The organism is Streptomyces sp. CA-181903, assembly GCF_050937075.1.
Lineage (GTDB): Bacteria > Actinomycetota > Actinomycetes > Streptomycetales > Streptomycetaceae > Streptomyces.
This window is the reverse complement of sequence record NZ_JBNJLY010000001.1, coordinates 7,067,562-7,086,311: the sequence shown is the minus strand read 5'-3', so window position 1 is coordinate 7,086,311 and position 18,750 is coordinate 7,067,562. Positions and strand designations below refer to the sequence as shown.

Here is an 18,750-nt window from a genome sequence, read left to right as displayed (position 1 = left end):
CAACTACTGTTGTCACGTACCGATACGGTGTGACTGCCCAGGTGCCGGGGAAGCAGCCCGGGGGAACGGAGACGGAAGGCGGACAACGTGGCGGTCGAAACTGCTCCTCAACAGGGCGGTTCCCCGGAATCCCCGGCGGAGAGACCCACCGGCGACGGCGGGTCCGGCGGTACGCCGGCACCGGCCGGCCGGCCGGGCTGGACGACGCGGCGGTGGCTGCGCGTCGGTGTGAGCTCGACGCTGGTGGTGCTCACGGTGCTCGGCGCCGTGGGGACCTGGGCACTGGTCCGGACGGCGTCGATCAGTGACCACCTGGTGGACGTCCGCTCCCCGGCGCTGGTCGAGGCCGTGCGCCTGGAGAACGCGCTGGTGAACCAGGAGACGGGCGTACGGGGTTACGGCCTCACGGGCCGGCGGGACTTCCTGGAGCCGTACACCCAGGGTTTGGCCGACGAGAAGGCGGCCACCGCACGGCTGCGCCGGCTGGTCGGCGACGAGCCGGCGGCCCGGGAGGACCTGGACCGGGTGCTGGACCGGGCCGAGGCGTGGCAGGCCCAAGTCGCCCGGCCGGTCGCGGCGGCCCCGGGCCCCGAGGCCGCACGGGTCCTCGAACAGGCCCGCGGCGGCAAGAGCCCCTTCGACGCCGTCCGCGTCTCCCTCCAGGAGCAGCAGCGGCACCTGGCCGAGGAACGGGCCGACACCGGCGACGACCTCGCCGACACCCGCCGGCTGCGCAACGGCGTCTTCGCGGCCATCGCCGCGGTGATCGTCCTGGTGGCCGTCCTGATCTTCGAGGGGCTGCGACGCGGAGTCACCGGCCCGCTGGAGCGGCTCGGTTCGGACGCCCGGCTGGTGGCCCAGGGCCACTTCGGGCACTCCATCGCGGCCACCGGCCCGGCCGACCTGCGCCGGCTGAGCGGCGACGTGGAGGCGATGCGGCGGCGGATGGTGGGCCAGCTGGAGTTCACCGAGAAGGCCCGCACACAGCTCGACGAACAGGCCGCCGAACTGCGCCGCTCCAACGCCGAGCTGGAGCAGTTCGCCTACGTGGCCTCGCACGACCTCCAGGAGCCGCTGCGCAAGGTGGCGAGCTTCTGCCAGCTGCTGCAACGCCGGTACGGCGACGGCCTGGACGAGCGGGCGCACCAGTACATCGCCTTCGCGGTGGACGGCGCCAACCGCATGCAGGTGCTCATCAACGACCTGCTGGCCTTCTCGCGCGTCGGCCGGGTGCACAACGACCATGACACCGTGGACCTGGAGGCCGTTCTGGAGACGACGCTGGACGCGCTGAGCGTGCCGGTCGAGGAGTCGGGTGCGGTGATCACCCACGACCCGCTGCCCACGGTGGTCGGCGACCGGACGCAGCTGGGCATGCTGTGGCAGAACCTGGTCTCGAACGCGGTGAAGTTCCGCTCCCCGGACCGCCGCCCGGCCATCCACGTGTCGGCCGAGCGGGACGGCGACGCCTGGCGGTTCGCCGTCACCGACAACGGCATCGGGATCGGACCGGAGTACACGGAGAAGGTGTTCGCCCTCTTCCAGCGGCTGCACACCCGGGAGGCGTACCCGGGGACCGGTATCGGCCTGGCGATGTGCCGCAAGATCGTCGAGTTCCACGGGGGCACGATCGCCGTCGATCCGGAGCAGGAGGGCGGCGCCCGCGTCGTCTTCACCCTGCCGGCCACGGAGCCGCAGGACGCGGACGAGGCCGGGGCGGCGGTGCCCGCCGGGACCGGACGGCCCGCCTCGTGACCGCGCAGACGTCCGACGCCCCGGAGCGGCTGACCGGCGGCGCGCTCCCCGGTCCCGAGTCCGCCGCCCCGCCGCACTACCGCGTCCTGCTCGTCGAGGACGACGCGGGGGACGCCCTCCTGGTGGAGGAGCTGCTGGCCGACACCGGGCTGGACCACACCCTGATCTGGCGCAAGACGCTGGCCGAGGCGCGCACGGAGCTGGTCGCGGACGGCGCCCACTGCGTCCTGCTGGACCTGCACCTGCCGGACGCCTCCGGCACGGCCGCGGTCTCCGCGGTCCAGCAGGCCGACCCGCACGTGGCGGTCATCGTGCTCACCGGCCTGGCCGAGTCGCAGGCCGGGGTGCGGGCGGTCACCGCCGGCGCCCAGGACTACCTCGTCAAGGGGCAGGTCGAACCGGAGCTGCTGCAGCGCGCCGTGCACTACGCGGTGCACCGCAAGCAGGCCGAGCGGGCCAAGGCGGAGCTCCAGGCCACCCAGCTGCGGGCGCAGGAGAACACCCGGCTGGAGCGCGGCCTGCTGCCGACGCCGCTGCTGGAGTCCCCCGCCGTGACCGCCACCACCCGCTACTTGCCGGGCCGGGAGAGCGCCCTGCTGGCCGGGGACTTCCTCGACGTCGTCCAGACCGACGACCACGTCGTGCACGCCCTCATCGGCGACGTGAGCGGGCACGGCCCGGACGAGGCCGCGCTGGGCGTCGCCCTGCGCATCACCTGGCGGGCCCTGACCCTGGCCGGACACCGCGGCGAGCGGCTGCTGGACCTGCTGGAACGCATGCTGGTGGCCGAGCGCACCCGGCACGAGATGTTCGCCACCTGCTCGCTCCTCACCCTGGACCTGCGGGAGTCCACCGCCGTCCTGCACCTGGCCGGGCACCACGAGCCGCTGCTCACGGCGGAGGGGACGACCCGGCCGGTCACGGCGGAGCACGGGGTGGCCCTGGGCATAGCGCCGGGCCTGTGCCACTGGCCGGCCACCCGGCTCGCGGTGCCGCGGTCCGGGGCGCTGACGCTGTACACGGACGGGCTGATCGAGGGCCACGACGGCCCGGGGTCGCACCGGCTGGGCGCGGAGGGCCTCGTCGACCTGGTGAACCGGGTGCCGTCGCAGGAGCCGCCGGACCGCCAGCTCGACCGGCTCATCCGGACCGTCCGCGCCCTGAACGCCGAACGGCACGCCGACGACCTGGCGATCCTCCGGCTGGACTGGGGCCCGACGGACTGAGGCCGGGGGCCGCGCGGGAGTCGGTCCGCCGGGGGCTGCGCGAGGTCGGTCCATCGGGGCTGCGCGGCGGTCGATCCACCGGGGCTGCGCGGGGGTCGGTCCGCCGGGGGCTGCGCGAGGTCGGTCCGCCGGAGCTGCGTGGCGGTCGGTCCACCGCGGCTGCGCGGAGATCAGTCCGCCGGGGGGCCGCGCAACGTCGGTCCGCCGGCGCTGCGCGGCGGTCGGTCCACCGCGGCCGCGCGGACGTCAGTCCGCCGAGGCCGCCTGGGCGTCAGTCGGCCGGGACCACGGCGACCGGGCAGTCCGCCCGGTGCAGGGCGGTGTGGCTGACCCGGCCGAGCTGGAGGCCGCCCCCGTGCTGCCGGCGGACGGCACCGACCACCAGCAGGTCGGCCTCGTCCGAGGCGGCGATGAGGGTCCGGTGCGCCGGGCCCTCGACGGTGACCGCGCGCACGGTCACCCCCGGGTACTCGGCCTCGGCGGCGCGCAGCGCCTCGTGCAGCTCGCGGCCGGCCCGCTCCTCCTGGCCGAGGGTCTCGTCGCTGGGCAGCGGGTAGTGCAGCACCGACTGCCGGGCGGGAAGCCGCCAGGACCGGACGGCGTACAGCTCGCAGCCGCGGGCGGCGGCCTCCCGGAACGCGAAGCGGACGGCGGCGGGCGCCTCCGCGCTGTCGCCGACGCCGACCAGCACCCGGCCGCGGGAGCCGCGCAGACCGTCCTCCGAGCCGCGGACGGCGATCACCGGGCAGTGGGCGCGGGCCGCCACCGAGAGGCTGACCGAGCCGAGCAGCACGCCGGTGAAGGTGCCCCGGCCGGACGGGCCGGTGATCACCGCGGCGGCGTGCCGGCTCGCCTCGACGAGGGCGTTCACGGCCTCCTCGGGCACGGTCTCGGCGTGGACGCGCACGGACGGGTCGCGTTCCCGCGCGTGCCGCGCGGCGGCGGGGGCGACGGTCTCCTCGGCCCGGGTCTCGTCGGAGGGCCCGTCCGGGGGCGGGAGGCGCCCTTCGTAGCGCTCCCACAGCGAGGCGTAGACGACGTGCAGCCGCGCGTCGTGCCGGGCCGCCTCGTCCACGGCCCAGTCGAGGGCCCGCAGACTGCCGGCGGACCCGTCGACGCCCACGACCAGCGGAAGTTCCATCACCACCCACCTCCTCACCCCCACGCCGCCCTCTCGCCACCCTCGCACCACCGGGCAAGGGCCGCGAACGGCGACTGGTCCGTTCGGCCGACGCGGGGGCGGCCGGGGGCCGCCGGGGCCGCTGGAGAGGTGCCGCGCCGCACGGCCTGCTGACCCCCGAGCGGCGCGGGCCGACGGGCCCGGCCGCCCGGCGGACCGGCGACGACCGGTGGCTCGCGCGGGCGTCCGACGGGACCAGGCGGCCCGCGGCCGACGACAAACGAGGCACGGCGAGGCAGCCGGCGAAGGACCGCGCCGATGACGGACCCCGGGCGGCCCGGGCAGGCCAATCAGCCCGTCCGGCGCTTGAGGACAGCGCCCGCAGGGCGCTTCAGGGGCGCGGAAGCCCCGCAGAAGCACCGGCCCGCCCGCCCGGCGCAGGAACAGCCCGCGGCCGGCCGCGAGCGGGCGCACGCCGGGGCCGGCCGGCGAAACACCGAGCACCGATGACGAAACCCGGACGGCCCGGCAGGCCGACCAGCCCGTCCGGCGCTTGAGGACAGCGCCCGCAGGGCGCTTCAGGGGCGCGGGGGCCCGCCCCCGCGCAAACACCGGCCGGCGTGGCCGGCGCCCCGCCGCGCTCGCGGTGCGCGGCGGCCGCGCCGAGCATGGAGGCATGACCAAGGACTCACGGAGCACGCTGCGGGCCCGGCACCGGGAGGCGCTGGCCCTGTTCGGTGAGCGGGTACACGCCGTCCGGCCGCGCCAGTGGGACGCGCCGACGCCGTGCTCGGAGTGGACGGTGCGCGACCTGGTGAACCACCTCACGGCTGAACAGCTGTGGGTGCCGCGCCTGTTGGACGGCGCTTCGGCCGAGGACGTCAGCGACGAGCTGGACGGCGACGTCCTCGGGGACGATCCGTCGGCCGTCTGGGACGCGGCGGCCGAGGCCGCCGTCGCGGCGTTCGGCGCCCGGGGTGCGCTCCAGCGCACGGTGCGGCTGTCGTACGGGGAGACGTCCGTGGAGGACTACTGCGCGGAGATGACGGCGGACGCCGTCGTGCACTCCTGGGACCTGTCGCGGGCCATCGGCGCGGCGGAGCGCCCGCCGGAGCCGTTGGTGGCGGCGGCCGGGCAGGTGTTCGGTTCGTACGGGGACGACATGTCGCCGACCGGCCTGTTCGGCGCCCCGGTCCCGGCGCCGCCCGGCGCGGACGACTGGACGCGGCTGCTGGCACGGCTGGGGCGCGCGGTGTGACGTCCCCGGTGCCGGGCGGGCGCCGCACTCTGGCCCGGCCGTCCCCCGGCCGGGTATAAGGGGCGCATGTCCGAGCACGGATTACGGTGGGCCGGCCGCCGGCGGCCAGCAGCGACGGTCTGCGCCGCGGTAGCGGTCTGTGTCGCGGTGGTGGTCTGTACCGCGGTGGTGGCCGCGTGCGGCGGGGGCGACGCGGCGCCCGCCCCGGAGGCGGCGCCCCGGACGGCGGCCGGCGCCGACACCGTCATGATCATCCGCCATGCGGAGAAGCCGGACGAAGGCGACGGCGGCGGGAAGCCGCCGTTCGGTGTCACGGAGGACGGGGTGCGGAACGCGCACGCCCTGCTGGTGCGCGGCTGGCAGCGGGCCGGCGCGCTGGTCCCGTTGTTCGCCCCGGAGGGCGGTGCGCCGGTCCGGCCGGGGCTGCGCCGCCCGGACGCCGTCTACGCGGCGGACGCGCACGGCTCCGGCAAGGGGCTGCGTCCGGCCGAGACGGTGGCGCCGCTCGCGGCCCGGCTGGGGAAGCCGGTCGACGGTTCGTACGGGCAGGGCCAGGAGGCCGCGCTGGCGAGGGAGCTCGCCGCGCGGCACGGCGCGACGCTGGTGTCGTGGGAGCACCGCCGGATCACGCGGATCGTCGCGGGCCTGGGCCGGGTGCGTCCGGCCCCGCCGCGCGAGTGGCCCGGGGACCGCTACGACCTGGTGTGGGTGTTCACCCGGGAGGGGACGGGGTGGCGGTTCACGCAGGTGCCCCAGCTGCTGCTGGCGGGCGACCGGCGGGACCCCGCGTAACTCTCGTCCCCCTGGGCACGGGCTCAGTTCTTGGCGCAGAACTCGGCCGGGAACATGTCGTCGTACGGCTTGCCGTCCTCCAGCCAGTCGCCGTTCAGCTGGAAGGTGAGCGCGTGCTTGCCGTCCCGGGTGACGGCGGTGCTGGTGAGCGATCCCCAGACGATGCCGTCGTGGCCGTACACCTTCACACCGCAGGACAGCGAACGGACGATCATGCCGAGGCCGTACTCGAAGGGCTGTCCGGTCTTGACGGTGGTGAGCATGGCGTCGAGCTGCTTCTTGGGGAAGAGCTTTCCGCGCAGCAGGGCGCTGTAGAAGCGGTTGAGGTCGCCGGTGGTGCTGATGACCTCGCCGGTGGCGCCGGACCATGCCGGGTTGTACTCGGTGGCGTCGTAGACCTCCGGGCCGGGCTTCTCGGCGTAGAGCTTGGAGTAGCCGACGGCGTGCGGGGCGGGCATCTTCGGGTCGGTGCCGGGGAACGTCGTCTCGCGCAGCCCCAGGGGCTTGACGATGCGCCGCTCGGCCTCGCGGGCCCAGGGGTTGCCGGTGGCCTTCTCGATGATCATGCCGGCGATGACGAAGCCGGTGTTGGAGTAGTGCCAGCCGCCGCCCGGCGCCCAGTAGGGCGGGTACTTGAGGCCCATGGCGACGATCTGCTCGGGCGAGCGGTACTCGTAGCGGTGCTCGAGGAAGCCGGGGCCGTTCATGTACGCGCGCCACTCCGGGGTCTCGACCATGTCGTGGACGCCGCTGGTGTGGTTGAGGAGCTGCCGGATGGTGATCTTGTTGCCGTCGTAGCCGTTGCCCTGGAGGAGGCCCGGGAGCCAGCGCTCGACGGAGTCGTCGAGGCGCAGCTTGCCCTCGGCCTCCAGCTGGAGGATGACGGTGGTGACGAAGGTCTTGGTGATACTGCCGGCGCGGATGTGGTCCTGGGCGGTGCGCTTGCGCTGGGTGGAGGTGTCGGCGTAGCCGGCGGAGCCGAACCACTCCCCCTCCGGGCCCAGGGTCCCGGCCGCGACGCCCGGCATCCCGGCGGCCTGGAGGGCGTTCAGGGCCTGCTGCGTCTGCTGGTGCGACCCCTTGGTCTCGGTGACGGGCTGGGCGGTCGCGGGTCCCGTCAGGGCGGCGGCCCCGACCGCCAGTGCGGCGGTGAACCCGAGGGCCTTGCCACGTATCCGGAGTGAGAGCTTCGGCATTGCACATCCTCGCCGTCCCGTCACCCCGGTGGGAGTGACGTCGGAATGATCATGGGCGAGTGAAGTATAGGTAAAGAGATCCTTTGCAAGGCGGCGAATTCGAGCCACTTTGCGCGCCCTCACGTATGCGGTATGTCCGCTTCACTCACCACTGACCCCGGAAAAAGCGATATGTCGACTTCGCGACGTACGGTGGAGGGATGGCCGCACCTTCCGTACCCGCCGTCGCCCTCCAGGGCTCGCTCTTCGACACGGCGGACGAGATCCGCCTCGGACGTCCGCTCGCCGAGGCGTGCCGTACGGAGCTGGGGTCCGGGGCCTGGATCGACGTGCTCCCCGGCTGGCTGAGCGGCTCCGACCCGCTGTTCGAGGCGCTGCTGACCGGCGCGCCGTGGCGCGCCGAGCGGCGGCACATGTACGACGCCGAGGTGGCCGTCCCCCGGCTGCTCGCCTATTTCGGCGAGGGCGACGAGCCGCCGCACCCCGCCCTGGCGGCGGCCCGGAACGCGCTGGACGCGCACTACGCGGCCGAGCTGCGGGAGCCGTTCCGGACGCTCGGCCTGTGCCTCTACCGGGACGGCCGGGACAGCGTCGCCTGGCACGGCGACCGCCACGGCCGCGGCTCGGCGGAGGACACGATGGTGGCGATCCTGTCCCTGGGCGCGCCGCGCCCGCTGCTGCTCCGGCCGCGCGGCGGCGGCCCGGCCCGCGTCCGGCGGGCGCTGGGCCACGGCGACCTGCTGGTGATGGGCGGCAGCTGCCAGCGCACCTGGGACCACGCGATACCGAAGACCGCCCGGGCGGTCGGGCCCCGGATCAGCGTGCAGTTCCGGCCGAGCGGAGTGGCGTGAGCGGGCCGCGCCCGGCCCTGGAGCGGCCGACCTACCGTCCCAGGCCGGCGTCGCGCGCGATGAGGGCCGCCTGCACCCGGTTGCCGCACCCCAGTTTGGCCAGGATCCTGCTCACGTAGGTCTTGACCGTGGCCTCGCTCATGTGGAGCCGCCGGCCCGCGTCCGCGTTGGACAGTCCCTCGCCGAGCAGGGCGAGCACCGCGCGTTCGCGTTCGCCGAGGGCCGCGACGCGGGCCCTGGCCTCCTCGCCGCGCTCCTCGGCCGGGGCGGACGCGAACGAGTCGACGACGTGCCGGGTGGCGGCGGGTGACAGGTAGGCGTTGCCCGCGGCGGCGGCGCGGACGGCGCCGATGAGCTCGCCGGGGGCCGAGTCCTTCAGCAGGAAGCCGGCCCCGCCGTCGCGCAGTGCCCGCAGCACGTTCTCACGCTGGCCGAACGTGGTGAGGACGAGGACCCGGACCTCCGGCGCGGTCCGGCCCAGTTCGGCCAGGGCGGTGAGGCCGTCCATGACGGGCATCTGGATGTCGACCAGCGCGACGTCCACCCGGTGCCGGCGGGCCAGTTCGACGGCCTCCCTGCCGTCGGGCGCCTCGGCCACGACCTCGATGTCGTCGGCCGAGGTGAGGATCATCCTGATGCCGGCCCGGATGAGCGGCTCGTCGTCGGCGATGAGGACGCGGATCACGCAAGTCTCCAGCAGGTCGGTCGGAGGGTCACCACATGCACGCTCACTAGTCGTTTCTGACGACGAACTCGCGCTTTTCGATCAGTCTCCCGTCCCGGAAGCAGAAGCGGTACACACGGTCCTTGTCCATGTCCTTCGGGGAGTCGGTGGACAGCAGCGACAGGCACCGGGCGCCGGCGGGCGCGGCGGGGCCCTTGCCGTCCAGGCCGGAGGTCAGGAAGGACCGTCCGGAGGGCAGCCGGTCGCGGACCTCGGTCTCGGAGCTGCCCACCCTGATGTCCCGGTAGGTACCCGGCTCGACCTGCGACTTGTCCAGTGCCTCGAGGAGGGCCACGACGCCGACGGCGACCAGCACGCCGAGGCCGAGCAGGACCAGCAGGCCGACGCCGCAGCCGGCCAGGCAGCCCCTGCTGCGGCGCATCCCGACGAGGGTCTTGAGCTCCTCGCGCGGGTCGGCCCAGGGGGCGCCGGGCAGGCCGTCCCCCGCGAGGTCATCGGCCGGCGGCCAGGCGTCGTCGGACGCCTCGGTTCCGGCGCCGTCGGGGGCCGGATGGTACGGGAGCAGTCCGGCGAGCCGGAAGCCGCCGTCCTCCAGAGGTCCGGCGTACACCATGCCGCCGGCGAGCCGGGCGCGTTCGCGGAGGCCGGTGAGGCCCTGTCCGCCGCTGACGGCGGCGGGCCGGCGGGCGGCGCCCTCGGGCGGGGGCCCGTTGACGACCTCGGCCACCAGCGAGTCGGCTTCGTAGTGCAGTCCGACGGTGAGCTCGGCGCCCGGGGCGTGCTTGAACGCGTTGGTCAGCCCCTCCTGGACGACCCGGTAGGCCGCGTGGTCGGCCGCGGCGCCCAGCGGGCGGGGATCCCCGGACCGGACCAGCCGCACCGGGGTCCCCGCGGCCTCGGCGGCCTCCACCAGTCCGTCGATGCCGGCCACGCCGCCGGGGCGCTCGTCCTCGGGCGTGCCGTCCTTGAGGACGCCGACGACGGCCCGGAGTTCGTGCATGGCGGCGACGGACGCCTGGCGCAGTACGCCGACGGCCTCGCGCTGCTGGTCGCTCAGTCCGTGGGAGACCTCCAGGGCGCCGGTCTGGACGGCGATGAGGGCCAGTTGGTGGCCGAGGCTGTCGTGCATGTCCTGGGCGATGCGCTGGCGCTCCCGCATCCGCGCCTGTCCCACGACCATCCGCCGCTCGCGCAGCAGTTGGGCGTTGCGTTCCCGGAGGGTGTCGAGCAGGGCGCGCCGCTGGGACGAGTAGCGGCCGGCCAGGCCGGGGACGAGGGTGGTGAACAGGAACAGCAGGATGAGGAAGAGGCCGACCAGCGACAGCGGCGACTGGTCCCACAGCACGAGCGACTCGAACGCGGCGAGGGCGGCCGCCCAGACGGCGAGCGCCCGGAGGGCCCCTTCGATCCTGCGGCCGGCGGACCAGGCGACCACGGCGAGCAGCGGCAGCAGCCCGGCCTCGTTCGCCCCGGTGAGGGCGGCGACGCCGATCAGGGACGTGGCGGGCAGGACCCGCCGGGCCAGCGAGAGCGCGGCCGTGACGACCGCGAAGAGGACGGTGAGGAGCCAGCCCTGCCCGGTGTCGTACTCCAGGGCGCCCGCGAGCAGCGCCATGAGGGCGGCCAGCAAGGACTCCCCCACCACCCGCCGCCACGTCCACTGCCCCGGTCCGACGAACCTCGCCCATACGTCACGGGCCTTGCTGATCACACGCATGCCGAGAGCCTAGGCGGGGGCGCGCGCCCGGCGCGTTCGCCGAAAGTCGCCGGTCACGTCGCCGAAAGGCGAATGTTCGAGGGGGCGGCTCAGGGGGCGCGGCGGGCCGCGCGGGTCCGGGACAGCAGCCAGGCCACCCCGGCGAGCGCCACCAGCAGCAGGCCGCCGTCGGAGAACAGGGTGTAGAGGTGCTTCTGCCGGTCGGTGGGGCGCGGCAGGTAGCCGAACTCGAAGAGGGCGCGCTCGGCGCCGGTGGCCGTGAGCCGGTAGACGAGCCAGACGGCGATCCCGTTGACCGCGTCCCACAGCGCGTGCAGCACCGCGACCCCCAGGTAGGTCGCCACGACTCCGCCGGTGAGGCGGAACCGCCCGTCGGCGCGGCGGGCGCCGAGCAGCGCGCCGCCCAGGATCGCCGTCCAGAGGCCGTGCCCGAACGGTGCGAGGAGCCCGCGCAGCACCTCCGTCTCGACCAGGCCGCGCAGGGAGATGGTGCCGCGCACGGTGAACAGGGCGTTGAACGCGTAACCGGAGCTTTCGAAGGCGGCGAAGCCGAAGCCGACCGCCGCGCCGAGCACCAGGCCCGCCCGCGTCCCCCGGACCGCGCGGTGCCGCCGTACGAGCAGGACCAGCGCCAGCCCCTTGACGGCCTCCTCGATCAGGCCGACGCCGAGGAAGAGGGGGACGGAGGGGTACAGCAGGTAGTACTCCAGGACGGAGGCACCGAGGACGCCGAGGACCCCGCCCACGACGAAGCAGCCGAGCAGCAGTCCGGTCCCGAGCTCACGCCCGTACCGCTCGCAGGCCCACAACGCGAAGCAGCCGGGGACGAGGAAGCTGCCGAGGAGGATCAGGGTGGGGAGCAGGTTGGTGTTCTGGGTGGCGCAGGTGACGAGGACGGCCAGCACCCACAGGGCCAGTCCGCCGCCGAGGCAGCGCGCCCACAGCCTCGGCGGCGCGCCGGAGGGCGGGCGGACGGGGGTCGGGGCGAGGGGCGGCGGGGGTCCCGGGTGCGGCATGCCCTCATCGGACCCCGGCCCGCGGCGCGTCGCGCGCGCTGCACGCCGTCCGGGTGAGGGGCCGTTCCGGGTGGGCGGCCGGTGGCGCGGGCGTGCGGCGGCCGGGCGGGGAGGGTTCCCCGGGCCCGGCCGCCACGGTTCGGGTGGGGGTCAGGTGTCGCGGCCGGGGCGCCGCTCCGGGGCGGTCTCCTCGTCGCGGGTCAGGGCCTCGGGCTCGCGCCACTCCTCCGAGCGGGTGGGGCGGCCGGTGCGGGTCTGGGCCCGCAGTTCCTTCTTGAGCTGGTCGTCCTTCTTGGGGCTGTGCTTGTCGCTCTGCCGCTGCATGACCGTGGCGTTCCTTCCTCCGGTTCCGGTGGGGGCTTCGGTGTCGGGGGCTCAGGGATGGTCGGGCCGCTGGCCGGGCGGGACGCCGCCGCCGCGGCCGCCGCCCTTGGCGCCCTTGTCGGTGCCGTGGGCCCGCTCCGGGCCGCCGGGGCCCACCTTGCGGTCGACATCCGCCTTGGCGGCGGCGGAGTCCTGGCTGGTGGCGCCCTTGCCGCTGCGTCGCAGGGCACTCTGCTGGGGGTTCTTGGTCATCGGGCCTCCCCTGTCGAGTGATCGCTTGGCCGGTACGCCTGTCCGGGCGGGGGCGGCGGAAACCTCCCTTCCGCTCCCGTCCAGCGTAGGCACCGCACCGCGCCCCCGGCGCGGTGGCCGGAGTACCGCCGACGCCTCCGTTACCGGCCGGGAAACAAGGGGGAGCGGGGTCTTCCCTTTTTCGTCGGAGACGGCGACCGGCCTTGCGGGGGGCCGCGTCGGGAGTAGTGTGCCGACTCATTCCACTATCCCCCGCGAGGGTATTGCCCGGCGAATTCCGTTTCCTCGCTCGGTCCTTTGCCGAGGCGGTCACTCCGAGCCTGTTCACGCCGTCCGCATTCCGGCGGTATTTCACTTTTCCGCGGCCGTGCCGACGCCCGCCACCCGGGAACCGTCCATTCTGGGCGCCATCGAACCAAAACCCCGATGCCACCCGGAATTCCCCCTCCCCCGCCACCCCGGAATTTCCCCGTTGTCGTGCGACAGGCATTCTCGGCGCCACCCGCTGCCGGTAGCCTGACCCGCGAGCCACTCACCGCACGGAATCACTACGGGGGAACGTGCATGACGAGTCAGAACATCCAATGGCTATTCCTCGATCTCGCCCTGATCTTCGTCCTGGCCCGCGCCCTGGGCGCCGTCGCCGCGCGGGTCGGTCAGCCGCCCGTCGTCGGCGAGATCCTCGCCGGGGTGCTCCTCGGGCCGAGCCTGCTGGGCGCGGCCCCGGCCGCACGGCTGTTTCCCGCGGACGTACGGCCGTTCCTGTCGGCGCTCGCGAACATCGGCGTCGCGCTGTTCATGTTCACCGTCGGGCTGGAGCTGGAGCACCGGGTCCTGCGCGGGCGCACCCGGGTCACGGCCGGTGCCGCGCTCGGGTCGACGCTGGTGCCCTTCGTCCTGGGGTTAGGGCTCGCCTTCTACCTGCTGCGGGGTCATCCCACCGACCAGCGGGCCGCGTTCGTGGTGTTCGTGGGCCTCTCGGTGTCGGTGACGGCCTTCCCGGTGCTGGCGCGGATCCTCACCGACCGCGGGCTGGCCCGGACCGAGGCCGGCGGGCTGGCCCTGACGACGGCTGCCGTCGTGGACGTCGTCGCCTGGTCGGCGCTGGCAGCCGTGCAGGCGGCCGTCGGCGGACCGGGCGGGCAGGGGCACTGGCGGGCGGTGCTGCTGCTGCCGTTCGTCGCGGCCCTGGTGCTGCTGCGGCCCGTGCTGCGCCGGGCGCTCGGTCCCGCCGGGCCGGACGGCGCGCCGACCTCCCGCGCGTTCGCCGTCGCCGTGACCGGAGCGCTCCTGTCGTCCGCGGCGACCGAGGCTATGGGCATGCACTACATCTTCGGGGCGTTCCTGTTCGGCGCCGCGCTGCCCCGCGAGGGCAGCGACCGCGTACGGGAGGAACTGGCGGTCCGCACCGAGCAGTTGACCGCCCTGCTGCTGCCGGTCTACTTCGTGGTGGCCGGCCTCAAGGTCGATCTGCGGGGCGTCGGGGCGCGGGGGGCCGTCGAGCTTCTGGCCATCCTGGCCGTGGCGATAGGCGGCAAGTTCTGCGGCACCTACGCCGGGGCCCGGTCGCAGGGGCTGGCCGGCGGTCCGGCGGCGAGCCTGGCCGCCCTGATGAACACCCGGGGGCTGACCGAGCTCGTCATCCTCGGCGTGGGGATGGAACTGGGGCTGCTGGACGGGCCGTTGTACTCGCTGATGGTCGTCATGGCCCTGGCGACCACGGCCATGACCGGACCGCTGCTGTCGCTCATCGACCGGCGGGACCGCGGGCGTCCGCGCCCGCCCGCGCAGCGCACGTCCGGCGGCGCGGGGGCCGGGCGGCCGCTGTCCGGCAAGGCCGCCGACACGTAGACCGCGTGCGACACGGCCTCGACCGCGCGAACGGGCCCGACGCACCGCCTGCGCGGCCTAGCGCGGCAGGCCGGCGGGCGGCGGGGCCGCGGGGGCCCCGGGAGCGTCCGGGACCCGCGCGGCCGCTCCGCCGGAGGCCGGCGGCCCCTCGGGATCGCCGACGACGACCGAGGCGTGCCGGTACGCGGCGCCGCCGACGGCCGGGTGCACCAGGATGGGCGCGCCGCGCAGGGCGCCGGGGGTGAGGCCGGTGACGGCCTTGAACTCCCGGATCAGGTGCGACTGGTCGTAGTAGCCGCAGTGCGCGGCGAGGGCGGCGTGCGGCAGTCCGGCCGGCGCCCGGGCCAGCGTTTCGAGGGTGCGGCGGAAGCGCGTCATCGAGGCGACGTCCCGGGGCGCGACGCCCACGTGGCGCTGGAACGCCTGCTGGAGCCGGCGCCGGCTCCAGCCCGTCTCCCGGGCGAGGTCGGCGATCCGGGTGCCGTCGCCGTCGTGCAGCAGCCGCTCCCACGCCCAGGCCAGCGGGGCGGGCACCCGGCCCTCGTACGACGCGTCGAGGCCGAGGAACACCTCGTCGAGGACGGCGAACCGGGCGTCCCAGGAGGTGGCGAGGGCGAGCCGTTCGGGGACGTCGCGCAGGCGCCGGCCGAGCACGTCCCGGGCGTCCGGGAGCACGTCGGCGAACTCCCATAAGCGCGGCCCGAGGAGCCGGGTGGCGCCGTCGAGCGTCAGCATGACCTGGGCGCCCTCCCACGGTCCGGGCGGGACGAACCGGAGCGCGCTGGTCCGGGCGGCGTAGACGGCGGTCGGGCACCCCGGCGGGTCGTACCGCCGGCCGGTCTCCCCGATGCTCAGGTAGATGGCGGGCAGCGCCATCGGCGTCTCCAGCCAGGCCAGCCGCCGCGCCGGGTCGATGGTGAAGGCCCGGTATTCGACCACCGTGCCGCGGAGGGCGGGGTGCGGCCGCCGCGAGGCGACCAGGATCCTGCCCCACGGCTGCGCGTACCGCCGTGTGCTCAGCGCCATCCCCCCAGACCTCGTGGACGACGGGCGCCCCGGAAGTGCGCATCCGTCCAATACCGCCGCGCCGCTCCCGCCCCATGCTGGGGGCGGGCCGGCGTCGTACCCGATCGGGTACGGGCGGGGGACGGACCACGGGGGTGCCCGCCTCCCTTCCGCCGCACGGTACGCCGTCGGCTTCCAGCGGACCAGAGGGGGACGCGGTGGCGGCGGGGGGAACCGGCCGCCACCGCCCGCCGGACCGCTCAGCCCTTCCAGAAGCCCTTCTTGCGGTAACCGGCCTCCCAGAAGGCACGGTTGAGCATCCGCACGGGGGCGGGCATGCCGGCCAGGAACCGGTCCCGCTCCTCGTCCGGCGCGCCGTCGCAGACCCAGGGGACGTAGACGGCCGCGCCGCGCGGCCCCTGGGCGCGGGCCATGCCGCCGCGGAAGGCGTCCCAGTCCTTCGCCGTCAGCACCTCCTGGATGAGGGGCAGGGCGCTCTTCTCCTCGTGCTCCATATGGTCGCGGAGGACGGTGGAGAGGGTGCCGACGAGCTCGGCGAGCCCCTCCGCGCGGCCGCGGGCCAGCGCGTCGTCCACCGCGTCGAGCCGCGGGTCCAGTTCGGCGTGCTCGGCCTCCATCTCGGCCATCAGGGCGAGGTCCTTGGGTCGTCCGGCGACCGCGCGTTTGACGCGGGGCCACAGTTCGGCGTCCTCGACGGTGTGGTGGATGTGGAGCTGCTTCTTGAAGTTCTCCCAGCCCGCGCGCACACCGGCGGAGCCGGTCCGCCCCTCCCCCACCGCCGTGACGAGCCGGTCGAGGTCGCGCCGGAACGCGTCGTGCGTCGCGTACATGTTGGTGAAGTCCAGCGGCGTCTTCCGCTCAACTGCCATGGTGTGGTGTGCCTTTCGTAGCGCGTTCTTCATGGGGTCCGGAGGGGGCCGTCATGGGGAGGAGGCTTCGGGCGCGGCCGGATGTGACACGGCCGCGCACGGTTGTGACACACGCCACATTTCGCGGAATCGCGCGGATCGGTGTCACACCCGGGGCGGCGGACGGCATCCCAGTCGGTGAACGCGTCACACGGGAGGTCCGCGCATGTCCGACAGGCCGACGTCCGGGGCCGCCGGTTTCGGCGCCCCGGCGGACGACGAGACCACGGAGGTCTTCGTCGGCTACCGGGAACTGCTGTTCTCGATCGTCTACAACATGCTCGGCAGCGTCTCCGACACCGAGGACGTCCTCCAGGAGACCTGGCTGGCGTGGGAGCGGCGCAGCCGCCGGCAGGACGCCGAGCCGATCGACAACCCCCGCGCCTACCTGGTGCGCATCGCGGTGAACCAGGCGCTGGCCCGGCAGGCGACGCTCACCGACCGCCGGGAGACGTACGTCGGTTCGTGGCTGCCGGAGCCGCTGCTCACCCACGCGCCGGAGACGACGGAGACCGCGGACGCCGCCGACCGGGCGCTGCGGACCGAGTCCGTGTCCATGGCGCTGCTGGTGATCCTGGAGACGCTCAGCCCGCTGGAGCGGGCCGTCTTCGTGCTGCACGAGGTGTTCGGGTACGCCCACACCGAGATCGCGGCCATCCTGGACCGCTCGCCGGCGGCCGTCCGGCAGCTGGCGCACCGGGCGCGGGAGCACGTGCACGCCCGGCGGCCCCGCTTCCAGGCCGATCCGCGGGTGCAGCGGCAGGTCACCGAGCGGTTCCTGGCGGCGGCGCTCGGCGAGGACCTCTCGGACCTGATGGAGATCCTGGCGCCGGACGTCACCATGTGGACGGACGGCGGGGGCAAGGTGCGGGCCGCGGGACTGCGACCGGTCACCGGGCGCGACAAGGTCGTCCGGCTCCTCGCCGGTTACGCCGGCCGCCGCCCCGGCGAACTGGACGTCCGCTACCGGGCGGTCAACGGCGACCCCGCGGCCGTGGTGTTCTCCGAGGACTCCCCCTACGTCGTCCTCGTCCTCGACCTCAACACCCGGGGCGACCAGGTGCGCGGCATCTACGCCGTCACCAACCCCGACAAGCTGACCCGGATCCCGCGCGCCGAGGACGGGGACGGGACCGAGCCGGAGGCGGAGGGCGGCCGGGCGGACTGACCTCCCGGGTCGGCGCCGCCGGAATCACCCCCGGGGCCGGCGCCGCCCGGACGCGGGGCGCAGCTCGACGAAGTCGTGGCAGCCGAGCCGCTTCAGCACGGCGCGGATCGGGGCCGGGATCCCGGCCTGGACCCGGTCCTGGTACAGCCGGGGTTCGGTGAGGCGCACCCGGTGGCCCCGGGTGACCAGCTCGCACCCGCCGGCGGCGAGCACGTTCCTGACCCAGTCCGAACGCGGCCCGTACGGCAGGGAGATGACGTACGCGTCCCCGGCGCGGAAGACCTTGACCGGGGTGCCGTAGGGGCGCCCCGACTTCCGGCCCCGGTGCAGGACGGTGCCGAAGCCCGGCAGCCGGGTCAGGACGGGCGCGACCACGCGGTTGGCGAGGGCGCGGTTGAACCGGGCGAGCCGCCGCCGGGCGGTGGGGGCGGACGTCGTGGGGGCCATGGGAGCTCCTTTTCCTGTGGGGTTCGTGATGCGCGCGAAGGCGGGCCGTCGTCCGTCGGAGCCCGTCATCCGTCGAAGATCGGGTGCAGCCCCGCGGCCTCCTCCTCCAGCGCGCCCAGCGTGCCGCGGAAGAAAACGAGCGGGTCCTGGTTCTCGCGGTCCACGCCCAGCTGGACGACCCGGCCGAGGAAGATGGCATGGTCCCCGCCGTCGAAGGTGTCGGCCAGCTCGCAGGAGAGGAAGGCCGGCGCCTCGCTCAGCACGGGCACCCCGGTGACGGACGGGTGGCTGGACACGCTCCGGATCACCGCGGCGTCGCGGGACGCGAAGGAGCGGGCCAGCGATGCGTGCCGGCCCGCGAGGAAGTTGACGACGTACGCCCCGCTCTCCTCGACCACGGGCCGCAGCCGCGACCGCTTGTGCAGGCAGAACAGCACGAGCGGCGGGTCGAGGGAGACGGAGGTGAAGGAATTGACGGTGGTGCCGCCGGCGGTGCCGTCCCGGCCGCTGGTGATCACGGTGACGCCCGTGACGAAGAGGCCGCAGACGGTCCGCAGCATCCGCGCGTCGACCGGATCCGTACGGGTGATCGCCGGGTTCTCCGGAGGTGGCATGGGAACTCCTCACAGGTGGTGCGGACGGGGAAGGGTCAGAGGACGTCGTCGGCGAGCGGGGCGCCCTCGGGCGCGTGGGCGACGATCCCGTGCACGGCGGCGAGCTGCCGCATGTTGGCCCACCGCGGCGGCGGGTAGGAGGCCACGAGGTCCCGCAGGTCCTCGAAGAACGCCTCGATGCCCCCGGGCGTCGCGGTGCACAGCATCCGGCCCGTGTCCGCGCCGGTGTTGCGGAAGGCGTGCGCCACCCCGCGGGGGCCGAACACCACGGTCCCGGCCGGCGCCCGGTGGACCCGGTCGCCGACCGTGATCTCGAACGTGCCCTCCACGACGTGGAAGCACTCGTCCATGTGGTGGTGCAGGTGGTACACCGAGCTCTGCCCGGGCGGTACGGAGACCTCGTAGTACGAGTAGAGCCCCCCGGTGTCCCGGGCGCCCAGCAGGATCCGCGCGGACTCCGCGCCGCCCCAGGTGATCGGCTCCACGTCCTCCCGGCGGACGACTTTCTCCCGCGGCGCCCATTCGTCCGGCTGCTCCGTCATGA

19 protein-coding genes are annotated in these 18,750 nt (G+C 74.8%); 7 read left to right on the top strand and 12 right to left on the bottom strand.

Annotation, left to right across the window (positions count from 1 at the left end; genetic code table 11):
* Positions 1 to 87: 87 nt before the first annotated feature.
* Together ACQEVS_RS31385 and ACQEVS_RS31380 are read left to right on the top strand one after the other, a co-directional pair.
* The gene (locus ACQEVS_RS31385; RefSeq protein WP_433026427.1) at positions 88 to 1,755 is read left to right on the top strand and encodes a sensor histidine kinase; all 1,668 of its coding nucleotides are present in this window, start codon (positions 88 to 90) and stop codon (positions 1,753 to 1,755) included.
* Positions 1,752 to 2,981, top strand: coding sequence for a PP2C family protein-serine/threonine phosphatase (locus tag ACQEVS_RS31380; RefSeq protein ID WP_433026424.1), 1,230 nt, complete (start codon positions 1,752 to 1,754; stop codon positions 2,979 to 2,981). Before ACQEVS_RS31385 ends, ACQEVS_RS31380 begins: the two co-directional genes overlap by 4 nt.
* Before the next feature lie 271 nt (positions 2,982 to 3,252).
* Here the strand turns inward: ACQEVS_RS31380 and ACQEVS_RS31375 are convergent, their stop codons facing one another.
* Positions 3,253 to 4,122: a universal stress protein gene (locus ACQEVS_RS31375; protein ID WP_433026421.1), complete on the bottom strand. Its 870-nt coding sequence runs from the start codon at positions 4,120 to 4,122 to the stop codon at positions 3,253 to 3,255.
* 655 nt (positions 4,123 to 4,777) lie between these two features.
* Here ACQEVS_RS31375 and ACQEVS_RS31370 point away from each other — a divergent pair.
* Both ACQEVS_RS31370 and ACQEVS_RS31365 read left to right on the top strand, forming a co-directional pair.
* The gene (locus ACQEVS_RS31370) at positions 4,778 to 5,359 is read left to right on the top strand and encodes a TIGR03086 family metal-binding protein (protein ID WP_433026418.1); all 582 of its coding nucleotides are present in this window, start codon (positions 4,778 to 4,780) and stop codon (positions 5,357 to 5,359) included.
* Positions 5,360 to 5,506: 147 nt separating this feature from the next.
* A complete protein-coding gene (locus ACQEVS_RS31365) occupies positions 5,507 to 6,151 on the top strand; it encodes a hypothetical protein (RefSeq protein WP_433026415.1) in 645 nt (214 codons plus the stop codon).
* 23 nt (positions 6,152 to 6,174) lie between these two features.
* On the opposite strand, the gene ACQEVS_RS31360 is transcribed toward ACQEVS_RS31365, so the two are convergent.
* Entirely contained in the window at positions 6,175 to 7,347 is a 1,173-nt protein-coding gene (locus ACQEVS_RS31360; protein ID WP_433026412.1) for a serine hydrolase domain-containing protein, read from the bottom strand.
* A gap of 200 nt (positions 7,348 to 7,547) precedes the next feature.
* Here ACQEVS_RS31360 and ACQEVS_RS31355 point away from each other — a divergent pair, with 200 nt between their 5' ends.
* Positions 7,548 to 8,198: an alpha-ketoglutarate-dependent dioxygenase AlkB gene (locus tag ACQEVS_RS31355; RefSeq protein WP_433026409.1), complete on the top strand. Its 651-nt coding sequence runs from the start codon at positions 7,548 to 7,550 to the stop codon at positions 8,196 to 8,198.
* Positions 8,199 to 8,229: 31 nt separating this feature from the next.
* On the opposite strand, the gene ACQEVS_RS31350 is transcribed toward ACQEVS_RS31355, so the two are convergent.
* From ACQEVS_RS31350 to ACQEVS_RS31330, 5 genes are all read right to left on the bottom strand, one after another.
* Positions 8,230 to 8,883: a response regulator gene (locus ACQEVS_RS31350; protein WP_004941055.1), complete on the bottom strand. Its 654-nt coding sequence runs from the start codon at positions 8,881 to 8,883 to the stop codon at positions 8,230 to 8,232.
* 46 nt (positions 8,884 to 8,929) lie between these two features.
* Entirely contained in the window at positions 8,930 to 10,600 is a 1,671-nt protein-coding gene (locus ACQEVS_RS31345; protein WP_433026405.1) for a sensor histidine kinase, read from the bottom strand.
* Between the two features lie 89 nt (positions 10,601 to 10,689).
* Positions 10,690 to 11,616: a PrsW family intramembrane metalloprotease gene (locus ACQEVS_RS31340; protein WP_433026402.1), complete on the bottom strand. Its 927-nt coding sequence runs from the start codon at positions 11,614 to 11,616 to the stop codon at positions 10,690 to 10,692.
* Between the two features lie 150 nt (positions 11,617 to 11,766).
* The gene (locus ACQEVS_RS31335; RefSeq protein WP_433026399.1) at positions 11,767 to 11,940 is read right to left on the bottom strand and encodes a hypothetical protein; all 174 of its coding nucleotides are present in this window, start codon (positions 11,938 to 11,940) and stop codon (positions 11,767 to 11,769) included.
* A gap of 51 nt (positions 11,941 to 11,991) precedes the next feature.
* The gene (locus ACQEVS_RS31330) at positions 11,992 to 12,192 is read right to left on the bottom strand and encodes a hypothetical protein (protein ID WP_433026396.1); all 201 of its coding nucleotides are present in this window, start codon (positions 12,190 to 12,192) and stop codon (positions 11,992 to 11,994) included.
* A gap of 564 nt (positions 12,193 to 12,756) precedes the next feature.
* Between ACQEVS_RS31330 and ACQEVS_RS31325 the strand changes: the two genes are divergently transcribed.
* Entirely contained in the window at positions 12,757 to 14,043 is a 1,287-nt protein-coding gene (locus ACQEVS_RS31325; RefSeq protein ID WP_433026393.1) for a cation:proton antiporter, read from the top strand.
* 57 nt (positions 14,044 to 14,100) lie between these two features.
* Here the strand turns inward: ACQEVS_RS31325 and ACQEVS_RS31320 are convergent, their stop codons facing one another.
* A complete protein-coding gene (locus tag ACQEVS_RS31320; protein ID WP_433026390.1) occupies positions 14,101 to 15,069 on the bottom strand; it encodes a helix-turn-helix domain-containing protein in 969 nt (322 codons plus the stop codon).
* 239 nt (positions 15,070 to 15,308) lie between these two features.
* The gene (locus ACQEVS_RS31315) at positions 15,309 to 15,938 is read right to left on the bottom strand and encodes a hemerythrin domain-containing protein (protein WP_433026387.1); all 630 of its coding nucleotides are present in this window, start codon (positions 15,936 to 15,938) and stop codon (positions 15,309 to 15,311) included.
* Between the two features lie 205 nt (positions 15,939 to 16,143).
* Between ACQEVS_RS31315 and sigJ the strand changes: the two genes are divergently transcribed.
* Positions 16,144 to 17,145, top strand: a complete 1,002-nt coding sequence (sigJ, locus tag ACQEVS_RS31310) for an RNA polymerase sigma factor SigJ (RefSeq protein WP_433026384.1) — start codon at positions 16,144 to 16,146, stop codon at positions 17,143 to 17,145.
* 24 nt (positions 17,146 to 17,169) lie between these two features.
* Here sigJ and ACQEVS_RS31305 read toward each other — a convergent pair whose 3' ends face one another.
* From ACQEVS_RS31305 to ACQEVS_RS31295, 3 genes are all read right to left on the bottom strand, one after another.
* Positions 17,170 to 17,592 carry a nitroreductase family deazaflavin-dependent oxidoreductase gene (locus ACQEVS_RS31305; protein ID WP_433026381.1) on the bottom strand — a complete coding sequence of 141 codons (423 nt, stop codon included), beginning with the start codon at positions 17,590 to 17,592 and terminating at the stop codon, positions 17,170 to 17,172.
* A 65-nt stretch (positions 17,593 to 17,657) separates the two neighbouring features.
* Positions 17,658 to 18,206: a flavin reductase family protein gene (locus ACQEVS_RS31300; RefSeq protein WP_433026378.1), complete on the bottom strand. Its 549-nt coding sequence runs from the start codon at positions 18,204 to 18,206 to the stop codon at positions 17,658 to 17,660.
* 35 nt (positions 18,207 to 18,241) lie between these two features.
* The gene (locus ACQEVS_RS31295) at positions 18,242 to 18,748 is read right to left on the bottom strand and encodes a cupin domain-containing protein (protein WP_433026375.1); all 507 of its coding nucleotides are present in this window, start codon (positions 18,746 to 18,748) and stop codon (positions 18,242 to 18,244) included.
* Between the last annotated feature and the right edge of the window lie 2 nt (positions 18,749 to 18,750).

Coding starts and splice junctions, on each gene's coding strand:
- ACQEVS_RS31375 (WP_433026421.1), bottom strand. CDS start 4,122: ATGGAACTTCCGCTGGTCGTGGGCGTCGACGGGTCCGCCGGCAGTCTG.
- ACQEVS_RS31370 (WP_433026418.1), top strand. CDS start 4,778: ATGACCAAGGACTCACGGAGCACGCTGCGGGCCCGGCACCGGGAGGCG.
- ACQEVS_RS31360 (WP_433026412.1), bottom strand. CDS start 7,347: ATGCCGAAGCTCTCACTCCGGATACGTGGCAAGGCCCTCGGGTTCACC.
- ACQEVS_RS31355 (WP_433026409.1), top strand. CDS start 7,548: ATGGCCGCACCTTCCGTACCCGCCGTCGCCCTCCAGGGCTCGCTCTTC.
- ACQEVS_RS31345 (WP_433026405.1), bottom strand. CDS start 10,600: ATGCGTGTGATCAGCAAGGCCCGTGACGTATGGGCGAGGTTCGTCGGA.
- ACQEVS_RS31340 (WP_433026402.1), bottom strand. CDS start 11,616: ATGCCGCACCCGGGACCCCCGCCGCCCCTCGCCCCGACCCCCGTCCGC.
- ACQEVS_RS31335 (WP_433026399.1), bottom strand. CDS start 11,940: ATGCAGCGGCAGAGCGACAAGCACAGCCCCAAGAAGGACGACCAGCTC.
- ACQEVS_RS31330 (WP_433026396.1), bottom strand. CDS start 12,192: ATGACCAAGAACCCCCAGCAGAGTGCCCTGCGACGCAGCGGCAAGGGC.
- ACQEVS_RS31325 (WP_433026393.1), top strand. CDS start 12,757: ATGACGAGTCAGAACATCCAATGGCTATTCCTCGATCTCGCCCTGATC.
- ACQEVS_RS31320 (WP_433026390.1), bottom strand. CDS start 15,069: ATGGCGCTGAGCACACGGCGGTACGCGCAGCCGTGGGGCAGGATCCTG.
- ACQEVS_RS31315 (WP_433026387.1), bottom strand. CDS start 15,938: ATGGCAGTTGAGCGGAAGACGCCGCTGGACTTCACCAACATGTACGCG.
- sigJ (WP_433026384.1), top strand. CDS start 16,144: ATGTCCGACAGGCCGACGTCCGGGGCCGCCGGTTTCGGCGCCCCGGCG.
- ACQEVS_RS31305 (WP_433026381.1), bottom strand. CDS start 17,592: ATGGCCCCCACGACGTCCGCCCCCACCGCCCGGCGGCGGCTCGCCCGG.
- ACQEVS_RS31300 (WP_433026378.1), bottom strand. CDS start 18,206: ATGCCACCTCCGGAGAACCCGGCGATCACCCGTACGGATCCGGTCGAC.
- ACQEVS_RS31295 (WP_433026375.1), bottom strand. CDS start 18,748: ATGACGGAGCAGCCGGACGAATGGGCGCCGCGGGAGAAAGTCGTCCGC.